Source organism: Paenibacillus sp. UASWS1643 (genome assembly GCF_008693195.1).
Lineage (GTDB): Bacteria > Bacillota > Bacilli > Paenibacillales > Paenibacillaceae > Paenibacillus > Paenibacillus amylolyticus_B.
In genome coordinates this window covers 18,778-35,124 of sequence record NZ_VXKZ01000098.1, presented here as the reverse complement: position 1 = coordinate 35,124, position 16,347 = coordinate 18,778, and the positions used below count along the sequence as shown (strand labels likewise).

The 16,347-nt window shown below is 45.9% G+C and carries 18 protein-coding genes; 8 read left to right on the top strand and 10 right to left on the bottom strand.

Translation table 11 applies throughout. The features are described 5' to 3' along the window. Positions 1-341: 341 nt before the first annotated feature. Entirely contained in the window at positions 342-1,058 is a 717-nt protein-coding gene (locus tag FE296_RS06450; RefSeq protein ID WP_076333276.1) for a Crp/Fnr family transcriptional regulator, read from the top strand. An 87-nt stretch (positions 1,059-1,145) separates the two neighbouring features. Here FE296_RS06450 and FE296_RS06445 read toward each other — a convergent pair whose 3' ends face one another. From FE296_RS06445 to FE296_RS06420, 6 genes are all read right to left on the bottom strand, one after another. Further along, positions 1,146-1,859, bottom strand: a complete 714-nt coding sequence (locus FE296_RS06445) for a hypothetical protein (protein ID WP_017687552.1) — start codon at positions 1,857-1,859, stop codon at positions 1,146-1,148. Between the two features lie 197 nt (positions 1,860-2,056). After that, positions 2,057-2,788, bottom strand: a complete 732-nt coding sequence (locus FE296_RS06440; protein ID WP_124116138.1) for a hypothetical protein — start codon at positions 2,786-2,788, stop codon at positions 2,057-2,059. Between the two features lie 191 nt (positions 2,789-2,979). Next, complete coding sequence (locus FE296_RS06435) at positions 2,980-3,276, bottom strand: winged helix-turn-helix transcriptional regulator (RefSeq protein ID WP_167483707.1); 297 nt, start codon at positions 3,274-3,276, stop codon at positions 2,980-2,982. 333 nt (positions 3,277-3,609) lie between these two features. Next, positions 3,610-4,338: a ThuA domain-containing protein gene (locus FE296_RS06430; protein WP_017687549.1), complete on the bottom strand. Its 729-nt coding sequence runs from the start codon at positions 4,336-4,338 to the stop codon at positions 3,610-3,612. 24 nt (positions 4,339-4,362) lie between these two features. Further along, the gene (locus tag FE296_RS06425) at positions 4,363-5,331 is read right to left on the bottom strand and encodes a sugar phosphate isomerase/epimerase family protein (protein ID WP_036674961.1); all 969 of its coding nucleotides are present in this window, start codon (positions 5,329-5,331) and stop codon (positions 4,363-4,365) included. Positions 5,332-5,527: 196 nt separating this feature from the next. Then, positions 5,528-6,640 (bottom strand): Gfo/Idh/MocA family protein, encoded by a 1,113-nt coding sequence (locus tag FE296_RS06420; protein WP_036614448.1) that lies wholly within the window; start codon positions 6,638-6,640, stop codon positions 5,528-5,530. Positions 6,641-6,830: 190 nt separating this feature from the next. Between FE296_RS06420 and FE296_RS06415 the strand changes: the two genes are divergently transcribed. Further along, a complete protein-coding gene (locus FE296_RS06415) occupies positions 6,831-7,649 on the top strand; it encodes an AraC family transcriptional regulator (RefSeq protein WP_036674960.1) in 819 nt (272 codons plus the stop codon). Between the two features lie 25 nt (positions 7,650-7,674). Here FE296_RS06415 and FE296_RS06410 read toward each other — a convergent pair whose 3' ends face one another. Beyond that, on the bottom strand, positions 7,675-7,989 hold the full coding sequence (locus tag FE296_RS06410; RefSeq protein WP_091028755.1) for a hypothetical protein: 315 nt from the start codon (positions 7,987-7,989) through the stop codon (positions 7,675-7,677). Positions 7,990-8,026: 37 nt separating this feature from the next. Next, a complete protein-coding gene (locus FE296_RS06405; RefSeq protein ID WP_150364547.1) occupies positions 8,027-8,965 on the bottom strand; it encodes a Gfo/Idh/MocA family protein in 939 nt (312 codons plus the stop codon). 199 nt (positions 8,966-9,164) lie between these two features. On the opposite strand from FE296_RS06405, the gene FE296_RS06400 reads away from it, so the two are divergent. Both FE296_RS06400 and msrA read left to right on the top strand, forming a co-directional pair. Next, entirely contained in the window at positions 9,165-9,776 is a 612-nt protein-coding gene (locus tag FE296_RS06400) for a TVP38/TMEM64 family protein (protein ID WP_074095721.1), read from the top strand. 181 nt (positions 9,777-9,957) lie between these two features. Further along, positions 9,958-10,920 carry a peptide-methionine (S)-S-oxide reductase MsrA gene (gene msrA / locus FE296_RS06395; protein ID WP_036614455.1) on the top strand — a complete coding sequence of 321 codons (963 nt, stop codon included), beginning with the start codon at positions 9,958-9,960 and terminating at the stop codon, positions 10,918-10,920. 60 nt (positions 10,921-10,980) lie between these two features. Here the strand turns inward: msrA and FE296_RS06390 are convergent, their stop codons facing one another. Continuing rightward, a complete protein-coding gene (locus tag FE296_RS06390; protein ID WP_124116134.1) occupies positions 10,981-11,781 on the bottom strand; it encodes a lipid II flippase Amj family protein in 801 nt (266 codons plus the stop codon). 169 nt (positions 11,782-11,950) lie between these two features. Here FE296_RS06390 and FE296_RS06385 point away from each other — a divergent pair, with 169 nt between their 5' ends. Further along, a complete protein-coding gene (locus FE296_RS06385; protein WP_150364546.1) occupies positions 11,951-12,379 on the top strand; it encodes a DUF2188 domain-containing protein in 429 nt (142 codons plus the stop codon). A 125-nt stretch (positions 12,380-12,504) separates the two neighbouring features. On the opposite strand, the gene FE296_RS06380 is transcribed toward FE296_RS06385, so the two are convergent. Next, positions 12,505-13,239: a YitT family protein gene (locus FE296_RS06380; RefSeq protein WP_036614465.1), complete on the bottom strand. Its 735-nt coding sequence runs from the start codon at positions 13,237-13,239 to the stop codon at positions 12,505-12,507. Between the two features lie 948 nt (positions 13,240-14,187). Here FE296_RS06380 and FE296_RS06375 point away from each other — a divergent pair. From FE296_RS06375 to FE296_RS06365, 3 genes are all read left to right on the top strand, one after another. After that, positions 14,188-15,225, top strand: coding sequence for a nucleotide-binding protein (locus tag FE296_RS06375; protein ID WP_051447360.1), 1,038 nt, complete (start codon positions 14,188-14,190; stop codon positions 15,223-15,225). Then, a complete protein-coding gene (locus FE296_RS06370) occupies positions 15,222-15,455 on the top strand; it encodes a hypothetical protein (RefSeq protein WP_017687536.1) in 234 nt (77 codons plus the stop codon). Before FE296_RS06375 ends, FE296_RS06370 begins: the two co-directional genes overlap by 4 nt. 468 nt (positions 15,456-15,923) lie before the next feature. Then, complete coding sequence (locus FE296_RS06365) at positions 15,924-16,307, top strand: YhjD family protein (protein ID WP_150364545.1); 384 nt, start codon at positions 15,924-15,926, stop codon at positions 16,305-16,307. Positions 16,308-16,347 lie beyond the last annotated feature (40 nt).

Genomic DNA, 16,347 nt, shown 5'->3' with positions numbered 1-16,347 from the left:
TTTTCACAAAGTATAACAAATTTAATTTAAGTTTTGTATTGTCCTCCATACAACCATTTTCACTTCCTATTTAAAATATAGGGCTGTAAAATTCATCCTCCCCATTAAAAGTGAATTTTATCACAATGTTTGAAATTTCGTCATTTTTGCCCCCTTTCCTTCCCCCTCAAACGGTAAGATTAGGTATATACTGAACTTAAAAATTGAACCACCGCAATTTGTACCGTCCTTCCTCCCGGCCGAGATGACCCTGATCAGGACGGCAACGGTTTGCGGCGAACCTCGGAGGCTACTGCTTACTACAGAAGGTCGTCCGATGGACATAAAGGGGAGATAGACTTATGAGAGAACTAACAACTGTACTGGAAAAGCGCGGTAATACTAACTGTTTCTCGGAAGCAAATTTCAACCATCTGCTGGTTACCATGAAAGATAGAACCTATCCGGAAGGTACACATCTGTACTGGGAAGGCGACATCTCTGACAAACTTTATTATATGAAACGGGGTCGTGCCCAGATCACCAAATCCACGGATGAAGGCAAGGAACTGATCATGTACATGTATCAATCCGGTGATATGATTGGGCAGGCTGATCCCTTCTTTGGCTCTAAACACAGCTTCTCAGCGGAAGTGCTGGAGGACAGTGAGATCGGTGTATTGGAGCATAAAGACCTGGAGATGTTGATCTGCCAGCATTGTGACTTTGCGATCGACTTTATGAAATGGATGGGCATCCACCACCGGTTGACACAGACCAAATTCCGGGATCTCATGTTATATGGCAAACCGGGTGCACTTTGCTCCACCCTCATTCGGTTGTCGAATTCGTATGGTGAGCCTCATGGAGAGCATGTCATTATACACAAAAAAATTACCCACACGGACCTGTCCAATATGATTGGAGCCACTCGTGAAAGTGTAAACCGCATGTTAAGCGACCTGCGCAAGAAAGATGCGATTGAATATGACAATGGCATGATTGTCATCAAAGATCTGAAGATGCTGCAAGGGATCTGTCACTGTGAGCTTTGCCCGAACGAGATCTGTCGTATTTAACATTTGGCTATGCTAATCGGGTATTACTTATAAATTTAATGAAAAAAAGCCCAGTTCTCTAAAAAGAGATTGGGCTTCTTGGTATACTTAGGATGCATTGGTCAATTCAAGCTTTACCGCATCACGTGGATTCAATTTCATGTCCAGACCATTTTCCATTAATTCTTTGTCATTCACCATAATGACCCACCGCTCATTCATACGAGGCGTGACATTCTCGACCGAAACGACAAATTTGTTATTCTCCGACATTCTTACAATGCCGCTGGACTTCAACACATCGCGAACTGTGCACTCTTGAACGTAGACGCCGGCATATTGACGATTAAGGGTTGGCATAATGTTTCCACCGCTAACCTTGAGTAACGTTGTCTGATATGCAACGCCATCCCCCCCACTGTCAGCGGCTTTCACGTAAATGATCACTTCATCTTTGGCATGAAGTTCCATGTCCCAATCTTCCTGCTCAATATCCTTGCCATTCAATTTGACAGCCCAGCTAAGCGAAGAATCCAGAGAAACTTCACCGACGGATTGAATCCGTTTGCCATCTGCCGTAAAATCGACCAGTCCGCTATTGAGTAATGCTTTTTTGAGTGTCAAACCCTCACTAAAATCTCGCTTAATGGACTTTGTTGCATCAGGCAAAAACGTACTGCCATCTACAGCCACTGTGATTGTATTCGCTGTTTCTGTCTCTTTGACAATTGGCTGTTCAGAAGGCTGTGTCTCACTACAACCAGCCAAGATCGCCAGCAGGAGCAAACATACACCTATGTAACCGGGGATTTTCTTCATCATGTAGGTAACACCACCCTGCGTAAAATCATTCACCCTGTTGTCCATAACCTCTATTATGGCACAACCCTAGGCAAAAAAAAGTGTCAAAGCCGTTACTTTTATTGCGCGTGCCCTCCAGAGAGGGCTTATACAACAAAGAGAGCCTGCACACAGGCTCTCCAATCAAAATCATTTTTATGTTCTCATTGGTTACGTTATCACTGGACACTAGCCTGCATATATGTCCGTCCTCCGTCGCCATCTTTCAGATATGGATTAAGCCCAAAGAACTGCTCCTCAGATACGTATACACCTGTCAGCAATCGCCCTTCAAGCAATCCACCGTCCACCTGCACGCAGCATGAAGGTGCGTCTACATACTCCTGATACAACGGAATCTGCCCATATTGTTGATGTACCTTGAACACCTTCCCTTGCTCATGCAAAGGTCGTTCCGAAAAATAGGTAGGCACAATATAACGGGCAATGACATCCAGTTCCTGCACGCTGTAAAAGGGTTCATCACCAAGCCATGGTGCAAACATTCGAATCTTCTCATATTGTGACCAAACAACCGCCTGAATCAGCATTTCTGCCTGAACCAGCCGACCTTCTCCCACATCCAGAACCAACCGCTTACCATGGATGGTTTCCTCCATCTGAGAAGTCGTTGAATCAGGTTGTCCCAGCTCACATCCGATACACTTCCAGCCCCTGGACGTTTGAATCCATTTTTGCAGCACCGCCGGAGCTAATCTCGGACCATCGTTGTTCACAGAATGCGTATTCACTTCGGCAAGATCATCCTTAATTGAACGGGAATATGCTGTGCGCTTGAACAACTCCGCAGCTTTTTTATAAATTAGATGGACCTGAATGGATGCGCTCTCAAGTTCTGCAATATCTTCTTTGCCGTAGCGTACTTCACGGGATAAGCTTTCTTCTCTCATGACAAGTGGGCCTCCTTCGCTCCGGCCGTCTGTGGCCATTTTCTATAGATTATACTACAACTCATGACAACATGTGCATAGCCCAGGAGAAAAACGCCGATCCACCTAATACTTAAGACAAAAACCCCTGATTTCCACGGAAATCAGGAGTCTATGCCATTCATGTAACAAAAGTGGGTGATGCTTATACGTTAGTCAACCCACTGCTCAGCCCAGTCTTGAATTTGATTCATGACGGGCTGGAGCGCTCTACCTTTCTCCGTCAGTTCATATTCAATACGAACTGGCGTCTCGGGATAGACGTGACGAACCAGAATACCTTCACTCTCCAAATCTTTCATCCGTTCGGATAACATCTTATCACTCATGGATGGAATCAGATTGGAGATATCCTTGAATCGCTTCGAACCACTCATCAACGTTTGAATAATTAAACCATTCCAGCGCTTGCCCAAAAAAGAAAACGCCGTCTCAAAACGCGGACACATCCGCAAGTCTTGACCTTCCACATTAATCACCTCTTTAGAGATCACTCAAACCAACTTACATTTTGTTAGTATATTTCATAATAACATATTTAAGCTTCAAAGAAAACGCCTGCAACTAAAAAGTTTAAATTTTAGAAGCATAACATCCAAAATGGATCATACATCCCAGTATACATTACACGCTGCGTCGTAACCATGGGAAATATCGTATAACTTCCCCATAGTACTATCTTACCCAAAAAGAACCCAACTGCCACAGTCATCAATGACTCGGAGAAGGATTCTTTTTGAATAAAACTTATATAATTTCCATTTCACGATTGAGCTAGTGAATTAGACCAGCACGCCACCAAATGGTCTTACAGGTTCGCTCTTGCCAAATTCCGGCTTAAAACTGCGGGCAGGATATGCCCATTTCACTGCGTTGCTGATTACTCGCAATATTTCCGGTTTGTAATAGGTCGGATACGTCTCATGACCTGGTCGGAAATAAAAGATTTTACCTTCACCACGCCGGAACGTACATCCGCTCCGGAATACTTCCCCACCTTGGAAGTTGCTTACAAACACCAGTTCATCCGGTACTGGAATATCGAAGAATTCACCGTACATCTCTTCTTTTTCCAATACAATCTTGCCTTCGATGCCATCCGCAATCGGATGAGATGGGTTAACACACCATACAATTTCCTGCTCGTCAGCTACACGCCACTTCAGATCGCAGCTGGTTCCCATCAGTGCTTTGAATGGTTTGGAGAAATGACCTGAATGGAGCACAATCATTCCCATCCCGTTCAGCACTCGCTGCGCGACCTTCTGTGAGATCTCATCGCTTACGCGATCATGTGCCATATGTCCCCACCATATGAGCACATCTGTGGAATTCAGCACTTCATCACTTAATCCGTGTTCAGGCTGATCCAGTGTAGCTGTACGAATAGCAAAGCCTTCGCCGCCAAGTCCGTCAGCCAGTGCTCGATGCAGACCATCCGGGTAGACTTCCCTTACTTCATCGTGAATTTTCTCATGGACAAATTCATTCCAAATGGTGACGTTGATCATATTCAATTTCCCCCTAGTGTAGCTCTAAACCCACCACATATCGCCCAGCGGTTCTTCGATTAATACTTGCTGGAGATTTTGCACGGCTTTAGAGAATCCTTCTTCAACCGACATGAGACCGTCTTCGTGCTCAATACTTACTACATAATCATATCCGACAAGACGCAAGGCACTCATAATGTCTGCCCATGTCTTGTTATCATGTCCATAACCAACCGAGCGGAACTGCCAAGCCCGATCCAGCATATTGGTATAGTCCTGCATATCCGTTACACCGTGTTTGTTCACGTTTACCGGATCAATTGTTGTATCTTTTGCATGGAAGTGATGGATGGCTCCTTCACGTCCCAAGATGTGAATTGCCTGAACCGGATCAATACCTTGCCACCACATGTGACTTGGGTCAAGATTGGCTCCGATCACTTCACCGGCTGCTTCACGGAGTCTCAGCAATGTTGCTGGAGTATGAACGGAGAATCCACCGTGCAGCTCCAATCCAACTTTTACGTTACGATCTGCTGCAAATTTACCCCACTCTGTCCAGTAAGGGATAACTTTGTTCTCCCACTGCCACTTCAGGATCTCCTGGAAGTCATTTGGCCATGGTGCAACAGGCCAGTTCGGATATTTGGCATCCTCATGGTCTCCCGGACAACCGGAGAAAGTATTCACTACAGGTACTTCCAGCTTCTCAGCAAGTTCTACCGTTTTAACAAAATCATCGTGAAATCCTTTGGCAATATCCTTTTGCGGATGTAGCGGGTTACCGTGACAGCTAAGTGCACTGATCGTCAAACCACGTGATTCCACTGCATTTTTGAAGTTTTTCAATGCTGTAGGATTGCTTAACAACTCATCTGGCTTACAATGTGCATTGCCTGGATGTCCGCCTGTTCCGATCTCTACTGCTTTTAATCCCTTGGATGCTACATAATCAAGAGCATCCTCCAATTTACGTCCTCCGAATAGTACCAAAAATACGCCGAGTTTCAAGTGCGATTCCTCCCTGGATTAGATATCGTATGATTGCTGAATTCATAATATTGAACTACAATTACCGTTCAGATCACATGCCTGTTTGATTAGTGTGGAAAATCGAGAGTGTTTCTATCCTGAAATTGAACGTAAGAATACTGGTTATTCTGCTTCACTCGTAAGAGCATCAAGCTTCGAACACTTTTTACTCAGACTAGTGGGATTCCACGGTTTCAATCTCAGTTTGAACTGTGCGAGTTACTGCAAAAGAATCATAGCTGCTTTCCAGATGTATATGCTTGCCTTCAAGTGAAGAACGCTGGAATGAATGCATGGCTTCCAGTACGTGATAAGCAAGCTTGCCACTGGCTTTGTGTTCCCGTCCGGCACGAATGGATTCGACCATTTCGGTTACGCCGATGCCTCGTTCGTTTTGTCCACTTTCGAAGACTGGTTTGACCGTCTCCCAAGTGTCTTGACCGTATCTGCGAACCTTCACTTCCCCGTTAAAATAATTGGGGTCCGGTACACTAAGCGTACCTTCTGTACCATAGATTTCAATACGTGGCAGATCCGAAGCTCCGCGAATATCGAAACTGGTGATCATGGTTGCAATGGCACCTTCTGCAAAATCAATGGTTCCTGCCAAGTGGGTAGGCGTCTCTACTTGCAGTGCTGTACCTTCCTTCGGCCCAGAGCCAATCTTGCGATCTGCAATCTGTATGCCTGCCGAGGCACTGATTCTGCGTATCGGTCCAAGCAGCGTAATCAGAGCGGTCAGGTAGTAAGGTCCCATATCAAACATGGGTCCGCCGCCTGCAACATAAAAGAACTCCGGATTAGGATGCCAAGCTTCTGGTCCTCCACCCATAAAGAATGAAGTCGCTGCAACCGGCTTACCAATCAGCCCATCCTCAATGGCTTTACGAGCTGTCTGTATGCCTGAACCAAGGAAGGTGTCCGGTGCAGAACCAACATACAATCCCTTTTCCTCAGCCAACTCAACAACCTTGCGACCATCCTCAAGAGAAATTGCCAGCGGCTTCTCGGCATACACATGTTTGCCTGCTTCGAGTGCAGCCAAATCGGTCATCGCGTGACTGCCAGGAACCGTAAGGTTCAACACAAGTTCAATTTCGTTATTTTGCAGCAACTCATCTACATTGTAAACGTTTGCGATATTAAATTCATCTGCCCGTTCCTGAGCGCGTTCACGAATTAAATCCGCAACAGCCACGACTTCAATGACCGGGTTGTTTTTGAGATTTTCCAAGTAGATGGCGCTGATGTTACCACACCCGATGATGCCTGCTTTCATTTTCTCCACTGTGACGTTCATCTCCTTACGCATGGTGAAAATCTGCGTTTGAATGGTTGAGATACATATGTTTTGTTGGATGTTTCCTGTTCCTTAAATCTAATACTATGGTATTCCGTTTCAGCTTCAATTAAAATGAATAATATGATTGAAACATGAACTATCTGGTCATAATTTTCAAATTGCAAGGAGTATGCCCATGCCGACAGATCAAACCTGCCAAGTTCTTACAGCAGGCTTTTCATTTCATCGTAAACCCTACGCTATGGTGCAGCCTGAAGGGGTAAAGAACTACCTGTTAAGACTGCAAACAGACGGACGTTGCCGTGCACGCATTGATGGGGACATGTCCCTGGTGGATGCGGGCGATCTGCTTCTTTTTGATCCTGATGAGCCCTATGAGCTGAGAATAGACAATGAAACCAATCCCATGGGAGAACGACTGGTGGAGAGTGGTGACTATCATATCTTCTTCAATGGTTCCTGGGTGGATGAATGGTGGAAGCGTCACAAACGGCCGACCCGAATCAAAGTCGAACTGACGGAAAGCCTCTTGGTCCTGTTTCGACAGCTCGTACTGGAGCAGCGCCGCATCTCCAATCCTTATCCGGAAATTTCAAGTTATTATATGCGAATTTTATGTCTGGAAGTGGATCGTCTGCTCGCGGAGCATCCAACGATAACCAACACCAATTACGTGGCTTATGAGATCAAAAACTACATTGAAGAAAACGCTTCCTCTTTATTCAAGCTGGATGATGTGGCAACACATATTGGCATTAGTGTCTCACGGGGTGTACATCTCTTCAAAGAAGCGTTTGGCAAAAGCATCATGCAATACACGCTTGACGTACGGTTGAACATGGCCAGGGAACGGATTATATTCAGTCCGATGACCCTGGAGCAAGTGTCTGAGTCTTCCGGCTTTAACAACTATACCTATTTTCATCGGGTATTCCGTTCCCGGTTCGGCATGTCGCCGAAGGAATTCCGCGTCATTCACCGGGAACAGATGTAATCATACCAGTATACGTAAGTTGAACTTATTTGCGCGCGGCTATGGCCTCGGATACAACCATCGCCAGATCTTCATTGCCAAACATGGACAACACGCCAAGTACGGTATCATCCGGGATCTCACCGGCTTCCTCCTTGGATACAATCAGCTTCTGCACCTGCTGCAAACGCTCGTTGCTCTGCTGATTCGGGTAGGCTTGCCGGTACATCTCTTCCGGGTCCAAACCATTATTGACACACCACTGGGCAAATACGAGGATCATCATCTCTTCTTCCTGTTTATAGGTTTCAATGACAGCTTCCTCGATCTGTTTATTACGTTCCTTTTCATATTCATCCATGACTTGTATTCCTCCGTATGTGTATTCTGCTCTGCAATTATTTGCGAATCAATTGTTCCGCCAGTTCATGACTGTCCATGACATGACTTGCACTGATCAGGCAATCATCAGGTGAGTCCAGACAAGCCAGGAAATTGTCAACTGCTCCGCTAAAACCTCTGCGTGTTAACACGGTGTCCCAGCTCCCGAACGTTTCTTTGGTTTCCAGACTTCCCTGTTCCATGCAGCTGATCGTGTCCATGTTCACCACTTCAACAGATCGTCCACCACCATGCAATTCGATCTTCTCCAGATCTGCCCCAGCTTCACGCACCATATCAAATCGACCATAGGCTGTTCTGCCCAGCTTGGCCGTTCCGGTTGCATGCAGCAGTCTGTCCAGATCATTCTTCCGAATCCATTGATGAAGTAACTCCACATTATGATCCGAGTACCACAACATCAGGTCCAGCATATGGATGAGATCATCATAGATGGTTTCTGCCGCAGGACGATCCTGAATGCCTGTACGATGTTTGGTCACTGTCAGGGACTCAAAACCTTTTCCACCCTGCATCCATTCTTTCGCTTTTTGGTACATCGGTGCGAATCTGCGGTTGAAGCCCACTGCCAGCAACAGCCCTTGTGCCTCGGCAAAAGCAGTCATCTCTTCCGACTCCCTAATCGTATAGGATAATGGTTTGTCTACGTACACGGCTAATCCCTGTTCCAGACATTGCATGACAATGTCAAAGTGTGCTTCCGTTGCTGTATGTACAAACACGGCATCCAAGTCCCAGGACAACACTTCTTTCAGATCCGTTGTTCCCCGTTCTAATCGATACGCCTCCTGAGCGGCTTTGACCGGCTCCGGAGATCGGTTCATAATGCCTACAATCTCCACGTTCGGATGAGCTGTTAACAGCGGCAAATATACTTTACGTGCAATATCGCCGAGGCCGATAATTGCAACTCGTTTACGTTGGGTTGTTTCCATGATGATCATTCCACCTTCAGTTCGGTTCTATATTTCCACGTCCTATAGTGTAACCCTTCGGACAGCAACTTGCCAGTGATTGCAGCAGACTTCGCTCGAATTGTTCAGACAACGGGCGAACGTGGTAAACTTATAAGGAACAGCAGTACAGATCGGGACACGACCAGACCTGCCTGATCTGAAAGGAGCGTTTGGGATTTTGCGAAAATGGTTATGGCTTCTGTTATATGTTTTACTTGCAGGAGTCACGTTTATTTACAGATATGAACTGCTGGCCTGGACCGATCTTCATCAGTCCATTCCGCTGTTACTCGCCATGGCAACATTGTTTGCTCTTGTGCCTGTCATTCCTTATAAGTTTGTTATTATCGCCTTTGGTTACAGTTACGGTACCACCACGGCAGCCTGGATATGCTGGCTTGGCACCACACTTGCAGCCATGCTCGTCTATGGCGGAGCAAGAACCATCTTCAGACATCAGGCGAGATCGTACCTCGAACGCATTCGGGGTCTAAACCGTTTTACCACATGGATGGAAGCACATCCGTTCATGGGCGTCATGTCGATGCGACTGTTGCCGATCGTGCCTCAGATGGCCGTTAATATCTACGCAGGTATAACGTACACGCCATTCTGGGTCTTCATGGTTGCCACGGCCATCGGGAAAATGCCAGCGATTTTTGTATTTGCCTATGCAGGTGCACAAGCTGAAACCTCAATCTGGCTGAGCCTGGCCATCCTTGCCGGATATCTGGTGTTCATGGCCATTGTATTGCTCTTATTTCGCTTTCGGTCACGCAACAAAGCCTGAATTCAAAATTCGCAAACCGTTCAGATTCAGCTTGTTTTCATTCCGGCTTGGTTGGCTTGCCAATTCAGGATATAATAGAAGAGCAAGCCTAATGCTTGTGTAACAAGTTCTAATAAAACGGTAGATTGCTGGAGCTCGAACACGAGCGCTAAATCTTCATCAGAAATGGAGTGACTATAGCATGGAACAACATTCAAGTGAGTTAGCAACTTTTGCAGGCGGATGCTTCTGGTGTATGGTATCCCCCTTTGAAGAACTGCCCGGTATTCATAAGATCGTATCGGGTTATACAGGAGGACATACCGAGAATCCAACATATGAAGAGGTCTGCTCGGAGACAACAGGACATGTAGAGGCTGTGCAAATTACGTTTGACCCTGCCATCTTCCCTTATAAGAAACTGGTTGAACTGTTCTGGCAGCAGATTGATCCTACGGATACAGGCGGGCAATTCCATGACCGTGGATCTTCCTATCAGACGGCTATCTTCTATCACAGCGAAGAGCAACGCCAGATTGCAGAAGCTTCCAAAGCGGAGCTGGGACAAAGTGGACGTTTTGACAAACCGATCTTCACTCCGATCTTGCCAGCAAAACCGTTCTATGAAGCGGAAGAACATCACCAAAATTATCACCGGAAGAACCCTGCCCATTACAAACGCTACAGCAAAGGTTCTGGACGTGTAGATTTCATCGAACGTAACTGGACCGGTAACGTGGATAAAGACGGGCTGAAAGAGCGTCTGACGCCGCTTCAATATGAAGTTACGCAGAACAGTGCGACTGAGCCTGCATTCCATAATGAATTCTGGGATCACCACGGTGATGGTATCTATGTGGATATCGTATCTGGCGAGCCATTGTTCAGTTCTACGGACAAATACGATTCCGGCTGCGGCTGGCCGAGCTTTACACGTCCATTGCGTGACCACAACGTGAAGGAAAAAACCGATCTCAGCCACTTCATGATTCGTACCGAAGTGAGAAGTCGTGAGGGTGATTCCCATCTGGGTCACCTGTTCAACGATGGTCCTGCCGAAGCAGGTGGAATGCGTTATTGCATCAACTCTGCGGCCCTTCGTTTTGTACCCAAAGAAGACTTGCAAAAAGAAGGATACGGTGAGTACGCCGTCCTTTTCCAATAAGTTTTAATACAAAAAAAAGCAGTGGGATGATCCCGCTGCTCTTTTTGTTGTACATTACAATTACATCATACTTACGATCCAACCGATCCAATACGCAAATGGAATTAATAACAACTGTGCCAACAGAGTACCGAATAGACGGGATACGAGCATGCAGCCATAAATCTGATTCATGCGATCCAAACGGATCTCACCACGTATTGATCGGTCACTGAGCAAGGAAATCCGCGGATCAATCAGGATGGTTAACAAAATAGTCGCTATTCCGTTAATTAACCCGGTTGATTGGGATGCAGCTACAGCCTGCCCTGGGTAAAGGTACGCTGCGTATAAGCTGGACAGGACACCTGTGGTATAGATTGCGGTTACCGCTACATTAAGCAACATTAACCGTCTTGGCATCCCATGCTTTACCAATCGTTTGGCCATCTTCCAGGATGGCGGGGTGATGTAATACGTTGCATTTCTAATCTTGCTTCGATTCAGCATACCGCGAACCATCGCAGGGATGGAACCAGCTGCTTCAAAATGCACGACCATTCTCGATGAGAGCTTCACCATGGTTGGAAAACACAATATGGCTAATGCCGTTCCAATCGTTGCCGCACCCATTAACCAGTGCAGCTGTGCTGCAAAGTGTGGATTGGCTCCACGTGTTGCGGTATCCACCAGATTACCTACCATTGGACCCTGGGCCATATTCGAGGTTCGAGAAACCAGCAGTAAGATACCTGCCAATGAAATGGCCAGCGCGATTCTGCGGGTGCGTAATCCACCGAGGCGGAGCGCGTATGACAAGCTGTCTGCGGCATGAATCAGCATGGTGAACAGCATAGGGATTGCCAGGCTAAGACTAAACATATGTATGTACTCCTTTATATTCCTTTTGTTGAACTTATTTCTTTCATGGACAGCATTATACTCCTCTGTCTTGCAAAAGTATAGGAACGAGATCTTTCTGAATCATCGTTTATCCCTCTCCTCACAGGGTAATATACAACTAATTCATCATTGTACAGGAGGGGTTCATATGCCTTGGAACAAACAGGAATATTCGGTATCCATGAAGAACCTGGAACCACGTGTCAGACATAAAGCAATTGAGATTGCTAATGCTCTGCTCGATGACGGGTATGAGGAAGGACGCTCGATTGCCATAGCGACAGCTAAGGCGGAAGAATGGGATGAGAATCATCCCACACCGGAAAGTTCGAAATCGGGCTCCACGGAACGTCGTCATTCCGAGCCCGTCTCTTCGTCCAAAAGTCATGACAACATCCATGTAGTACCTACCGACTCCGGTTGGGCGATCAAGGAAGAAGGAAAGTCTACCTATCTGTCCACATTTGATACTAAGGCAGAAGCTGTAGATAAGGCCAAAGAACTGAGTAGCAAACAAAATATTCGAGCGATTATCCATAATCAGGATGGTCAGATTGCTTCTTCGATCAAGCCCTGAATGGATCGGAGAACAACAAAATCCCTTTTGCTGCTGAAGAGCAGTCAAAAGGGATTTTATATGAACGTTAACTATCAAGACCTGAATATGATTCATACAGGTTATGGTTGTTCTGAAACGTATGGTTAATTGGATACCCCTCTAGCCACCGTAGTCCGTTGTGAAATAGCAGCAGCGTTAACTGCCTTGGCTGCAGCCGATGGCATCGGCAATTTCACAGCCGAAGTTGTAACCACGGTTCCGCGAGCCGGAACACTAACGACGTACGTGATGACTTTACTGGCAATCCATACGGCCAGAATCGTATATAAAGTTTCTTTTACCGGAAGAAAGAAAAGCGACAATCCCAATACAAAAGCATCACTGACAAAGAAAACTGTTCCCAGCTTCCATCCCTTCCAGCGGCTAACCAGCACGGCGAGAATATCGTCTCCGCCTGTCGCTCCACCGAATCGAAGCACAATCCCAGCGCCTACCCCTGTCAATATACCGGATAGAACTGCCGGAATCCACAGATTTCCGTTAAACGACAATACCAGTGTGGAGTATCGTTCAAAGCCGTCATAGAATAGGGAAAATGCACCGACGCCAAGCAATGCCTGAATCATGAATTTCCAGCCTTTGAGGAACCAGGCCAGGATCATGACCGGAATGTCCAGTAACAACATACCGATGGCAGGTGATAAGCCTGTTGCGTATTTTCCGAGCAGGGCCAGACCAACAAATCCGCCCTCCGATAAATGATTCTGAAAGTTAATGTGATAATAGGCAAAAGCTAAAATAAATGTACCGAGCAGCATAATGGCGAATTTGATCGCCTCTGTTTTAACGTGTTGTAAGGTTAACGATGTTCTCTTCATTCAGGTTCCCTCGCAGTTTGTAGGTTGGTTTTTTAGACCGACCGTACCCTGCAAAAGGTAAGCCTGGAAGAAATCATCGTGTACGTCCTTCGAATATTCATTCCAATCCCCTCTTTCGCAGAGTCAGCCGTTTTTTTGAACCGGTTGGTGTACTCTACAAGGGGCGCTATGTGTATGAGAGATCGTAACGTTTCCAGATCGTCCTTGGGGAGATTGTCCTTCGGGAACTCATGGTATCCTGATCCTTTCTGTTCTGTTGTGGTTAGCTGTGCTCAGTTAAACTGAAAAATAACTACAATGCATACGCTTGAACATTTAATTGTACACTTACACTTGGACTACAGTACCCTCTTTCGATCGCGGTTATCCCCGGATTTTTGGAATTCCATTTTCCCTCTGGGGAAAATCCGGTGATAGCTTATGCTTCCCAAACTGCTTTCATCCAGAAAGTTTCAGGCGAACGCTTCGCTTCTATAGATGGGCTCTGCACTCTTCGTTCCTGTGTAAATTGTAAATCCAACTTACAGCAGTTGCAAGTTCATTCAGTTTAAACACCAAAGCTAACTTGCTTGTTCTTCTATTATATAACACCAACGTGACCGGGTCTAAACAGCAGACCCCTCAAAAACAGGCATAAAGCAGCCTCTGGACTGCTCCAGCAGTCATACGGCAACACTAGGATAAGCAATGCTTGCTAATGGTGCAACCTGCTCCTTTATTCTATGACCAAAGCTTCCAAAAATAACTGTCAGTCACCCAACTGTGACAAATTGGGGCCTTTTTTTATTTTCTTGTGCTTTTTAAAGGAATCATTTTCCTTTCATACATACACTATAGCAAACGTAATCGGCTTATTCTTTGTCCAGTTCAGACGTTTCCAGACTTACTCTGCTGTTTATGGTATAATATAACAATTGAATCCCACTACCGTTTAAGCGAGGCGGATTGATGAAAACGTTAAAGCCAAGAGTCTTTATTGGCTGCTCGCTGGAAGCGAAGCCGATTGCAGCCGCAGTACACGAAAACTTACGTTTTTCAGCCGAAGTTACCCCTTGGTATTCTGGGGTTTTTAATCCAAGCAGCTATACCATGGACGATCTGGAAGTAGAGGTCCGTACGACCGACTTTGCCATTTTTATTTTTCATCCGGATGATATATCCAAAATTCGCGGGAAGTACTACGCGTCGGTCCGGGATAATACAATGCTGGAAATGGGTCTGTTTATGGGTCGTCTGGGACGAAAACGTATTTTTTTCATTCTTCCTGAGGATATTACAGACATCAAGGACACAACCAAGGTCGAAGGATTGCGTATGCCCACAGATCTGCTGGGGTTAAATCCACTCGTATATGAAATCCGTTCTGACGGAAAGTGGGCACCAGCCGTGTCCGTGGCATGTTCCAAAATCGCAGACAGTATTGAGGAACAAGGACGCTGGAGTGATCCAGAATTGGAGAACATCATTGAGAAGCATAAACGCACTGAGGGAGAAGCAAGGTTACAACTGCTTAAGTTGCTGCGGTTCTTTAGGGAATTGCTGCGTACCCGCAAAGCAGATGCCAAGATGCTGGAACGAATGAGCGATGCCCTGCGTACTGCCTTTGTCTCTCATCCTCCATTCGCTGTACGTGGCACAGCCATATACCGTACAGATGACAGTGGTTATATTGAGCAATTATGTGGTAATGTTGGAGAACCGGGGAGAAAGTATGACTTGTCCGCTAATGACGACAAACAACCGGATGATCCCAAGCGCATCCTGGTTATTGATTCTTACCGGGAGAATAAAATCAAGATCAACCTGTATGATGATTACCTTGAGAAAGAGTATCTGCTATGCTATCCTGTAGCCAAGAGGTATGTAATCACCGTTCACATTATTGGACATATTGAAGCGGATGAGGCGGTATTTCAGCAGATTGACCTACAGAATCGTCAACTGTTCAACGCCATCAACGATTTGTTAGGAGGCGAACCGGAATGAAACCGGAAACGAAAAAAATAAGCAAGCGCTGGGGCAGCGAAAAAAAGGTACGCCTCAGTTCTGCGCCCGAATCATCACGACCGGTTCCGGAACCCAAGGAAGAAGATCGTTTCCACAAGCCGGCCGTACCGCTAACTACCATTGGTCCCTCCCTGAAGGGCAAGGAAAGACCTTATAAGGTCATCCTTGAAAAAGAGGCGTTCTACGAAAAGCCTCAATATCTTGCCTAATTTCTGAACACATCATCAAACCTGCCGCTGAATCGGCAGTATTCCAGAGGCCCCGCCGCCCAAGGCAGGGGCTTTTTTGTTGCTCATTTTTGCTAAAATAAAACTGCTTCTACTCGTTGACCTGGTGCCATCGTGTTAAAGGTACGGCGTCCTTGAATCATTATCGCAATTGACTGCTTTAATTCATTGCTTGTGATTAATTCTGTAGCAGACTGCATTGCATAGGGCTTATTTGGTTTATGGCCTTAGGTTTCCTGCAAAACCCATAAATTATACCTAATTTTGGAGCGGGCTTGTCCTCAAATCCTTAGCCTCATTCACGATCTGTATCCTCAGGAAAATACGTTAATGCTTACTTCCAATATTTCTCGGTTGTATTGTGTATCTCCATTACATATATTGATTATAATATAGGAACACATGTTCTGTAAATGAAAAATTCCAATTAAAGGTTAAGGAAGTGAACATATGACATCCTCAACTTCCGCCCCATCCCCTGCGGATGAAGATCATCGTCTGATTAAAGGTCTGGTTGTTCGCACGCTATTGCTGGATGTACTTGAACGGGATATTCGAACTTTGGATACGCTGCTGCTGAAGATGCCTGAAGTCTACATTTTGTCGCTGACCCGCATTCAGAACAATGTACTCAAGGAGATGCTGGGTCTTCGCAAACAGATGAGAACTCGTGGTGTCAAAGTTTTGGAGGAGAAACGTGAGGCCGATGGAATTGAAACCTTGTATATGTGCAGGGGGTATTGGCAACGTTTCTACATGCTGTGGACGTTCGCACGCAATGAAGTGAAAAAAGAGCTCAGTCGGCATCTGCAGATGGACTTGGCGCAGAGTTGATGCAACTCTGACAACATTGAACCCATCCCCAGCAAAACAA

What these genes read in the sequence shown, in the direction of transcription:
- FE296_RS06450 (WP_076333276.1), top strand. Translation starts at nt 342, where the DNA reads ATGAGAGAACTAACAACTGTACTGGAAAAGCGCGGTAATACTAACTGT.
- FE296_RS06445 (WP_017687552.1), bottom strand. Translation starts at nt 1,859, where the DNA reads ATGATGAAGAAAATCCCCGGTTACATAGGTGTATGTTTGCTCCTGCTG.
- FE296_RS06440 (WP_124116138.1), bottom strand. Translation starts at nt 2,788, where the DNA reads ATGAGAGAAGAAAGCTTATCCCGTGAAGTACGCTACGGCAAAGAAGAT.
- FE296_RS06435 (WP_167483707.1), bottom strand. Translation starts at nt 3,276, where the DNA reads ATGTGTCCGCGTTTTGAGACGGCGTTTTCTTTTTTGGGCAAGCGCTGG.
- FE296_RS06430 (WP_017687549.1), bottom strand. Translation starts at nt 4,338, where the DNA reads ATGATCAACGTCACCATTTGGAATGAATTTGTCCATGAGAAAATTCAC.
- FE296_RS06415 (WP_036674960.1), top strand. Translation starts at nt 6,831, where the DNA reads ATGCCGACAGATCAAACCTGCCAAGTTCTTACAGCAGGCTTTTCATTT.
- FE296_RS06410 (WP_091028755.1), bottom strand. Translation starts at nt 7,989, where the DNA reads ATGGATGAATATGAAAAGGAACGTAATAAACAGATCGAGGAAGCTGTC.
- FE296_RS06405 (WP_150364547.1), bottom strand. Translation starts at nt 8,965, where the DNA reads ATGGAAACAACCCAACGTAAACGAGTTGCAATTATCGGCCTCGGCGAT.
- msrA (WP_036614455.1), top strand. Translation starts at nt 9,958, where the DNA reads ATGGAACAACATTCAAGTGAGTTAGCAACTTTTGCAGGCGGATGCTTC.
- FE296_RS06390 (WP_124116134.1), bottom strand. Translation starts at nt 11,781, where the DNA reads ATGTTTAGTCTTAGCCTGGCAATCCCTATGCTGTTCACCATGCTGATT.
- FE296_RS06385 (WP_150364546.1), top strand. Translation starts at nt 11,951, where the DNA reads ATGCCTTGGAACAAACAGGAATATTCGGTATCCATGAAGAACCTGGAA.
- FE296_RS06380 (WP_036614465.1), bottom strand. Translation starts at nt 13,239, where the DNA reads ATGAAGAGAACATCGTTAACCTTACAACACGTTAAAACAGAGGCGATC.
- FE296_RS06375 (WP_051447360.1), top strand. Translation starts at nt 14,188, where the DNA reads ATGAAAACGTTAAAGCCAAGAGTCTTTATTGGCTGCTCGCTGGAAGCG.
- FE296_RS06370 (WP_017687536.1), top strand. Translation starts at nt 15,222, where the DNA reads ATGAAACCGGAAACGAAAAAAATAAGCAAGCGCTGGGGCAGCGAAAAA.
- FE296_RS06365 (WP_150364545.1), top strand. Translation starts at nt 15,924, where the DNA reads ATGACATCCTCAACTTCCGCCCCATCCCCTGCGGATGAAGATCATCGT.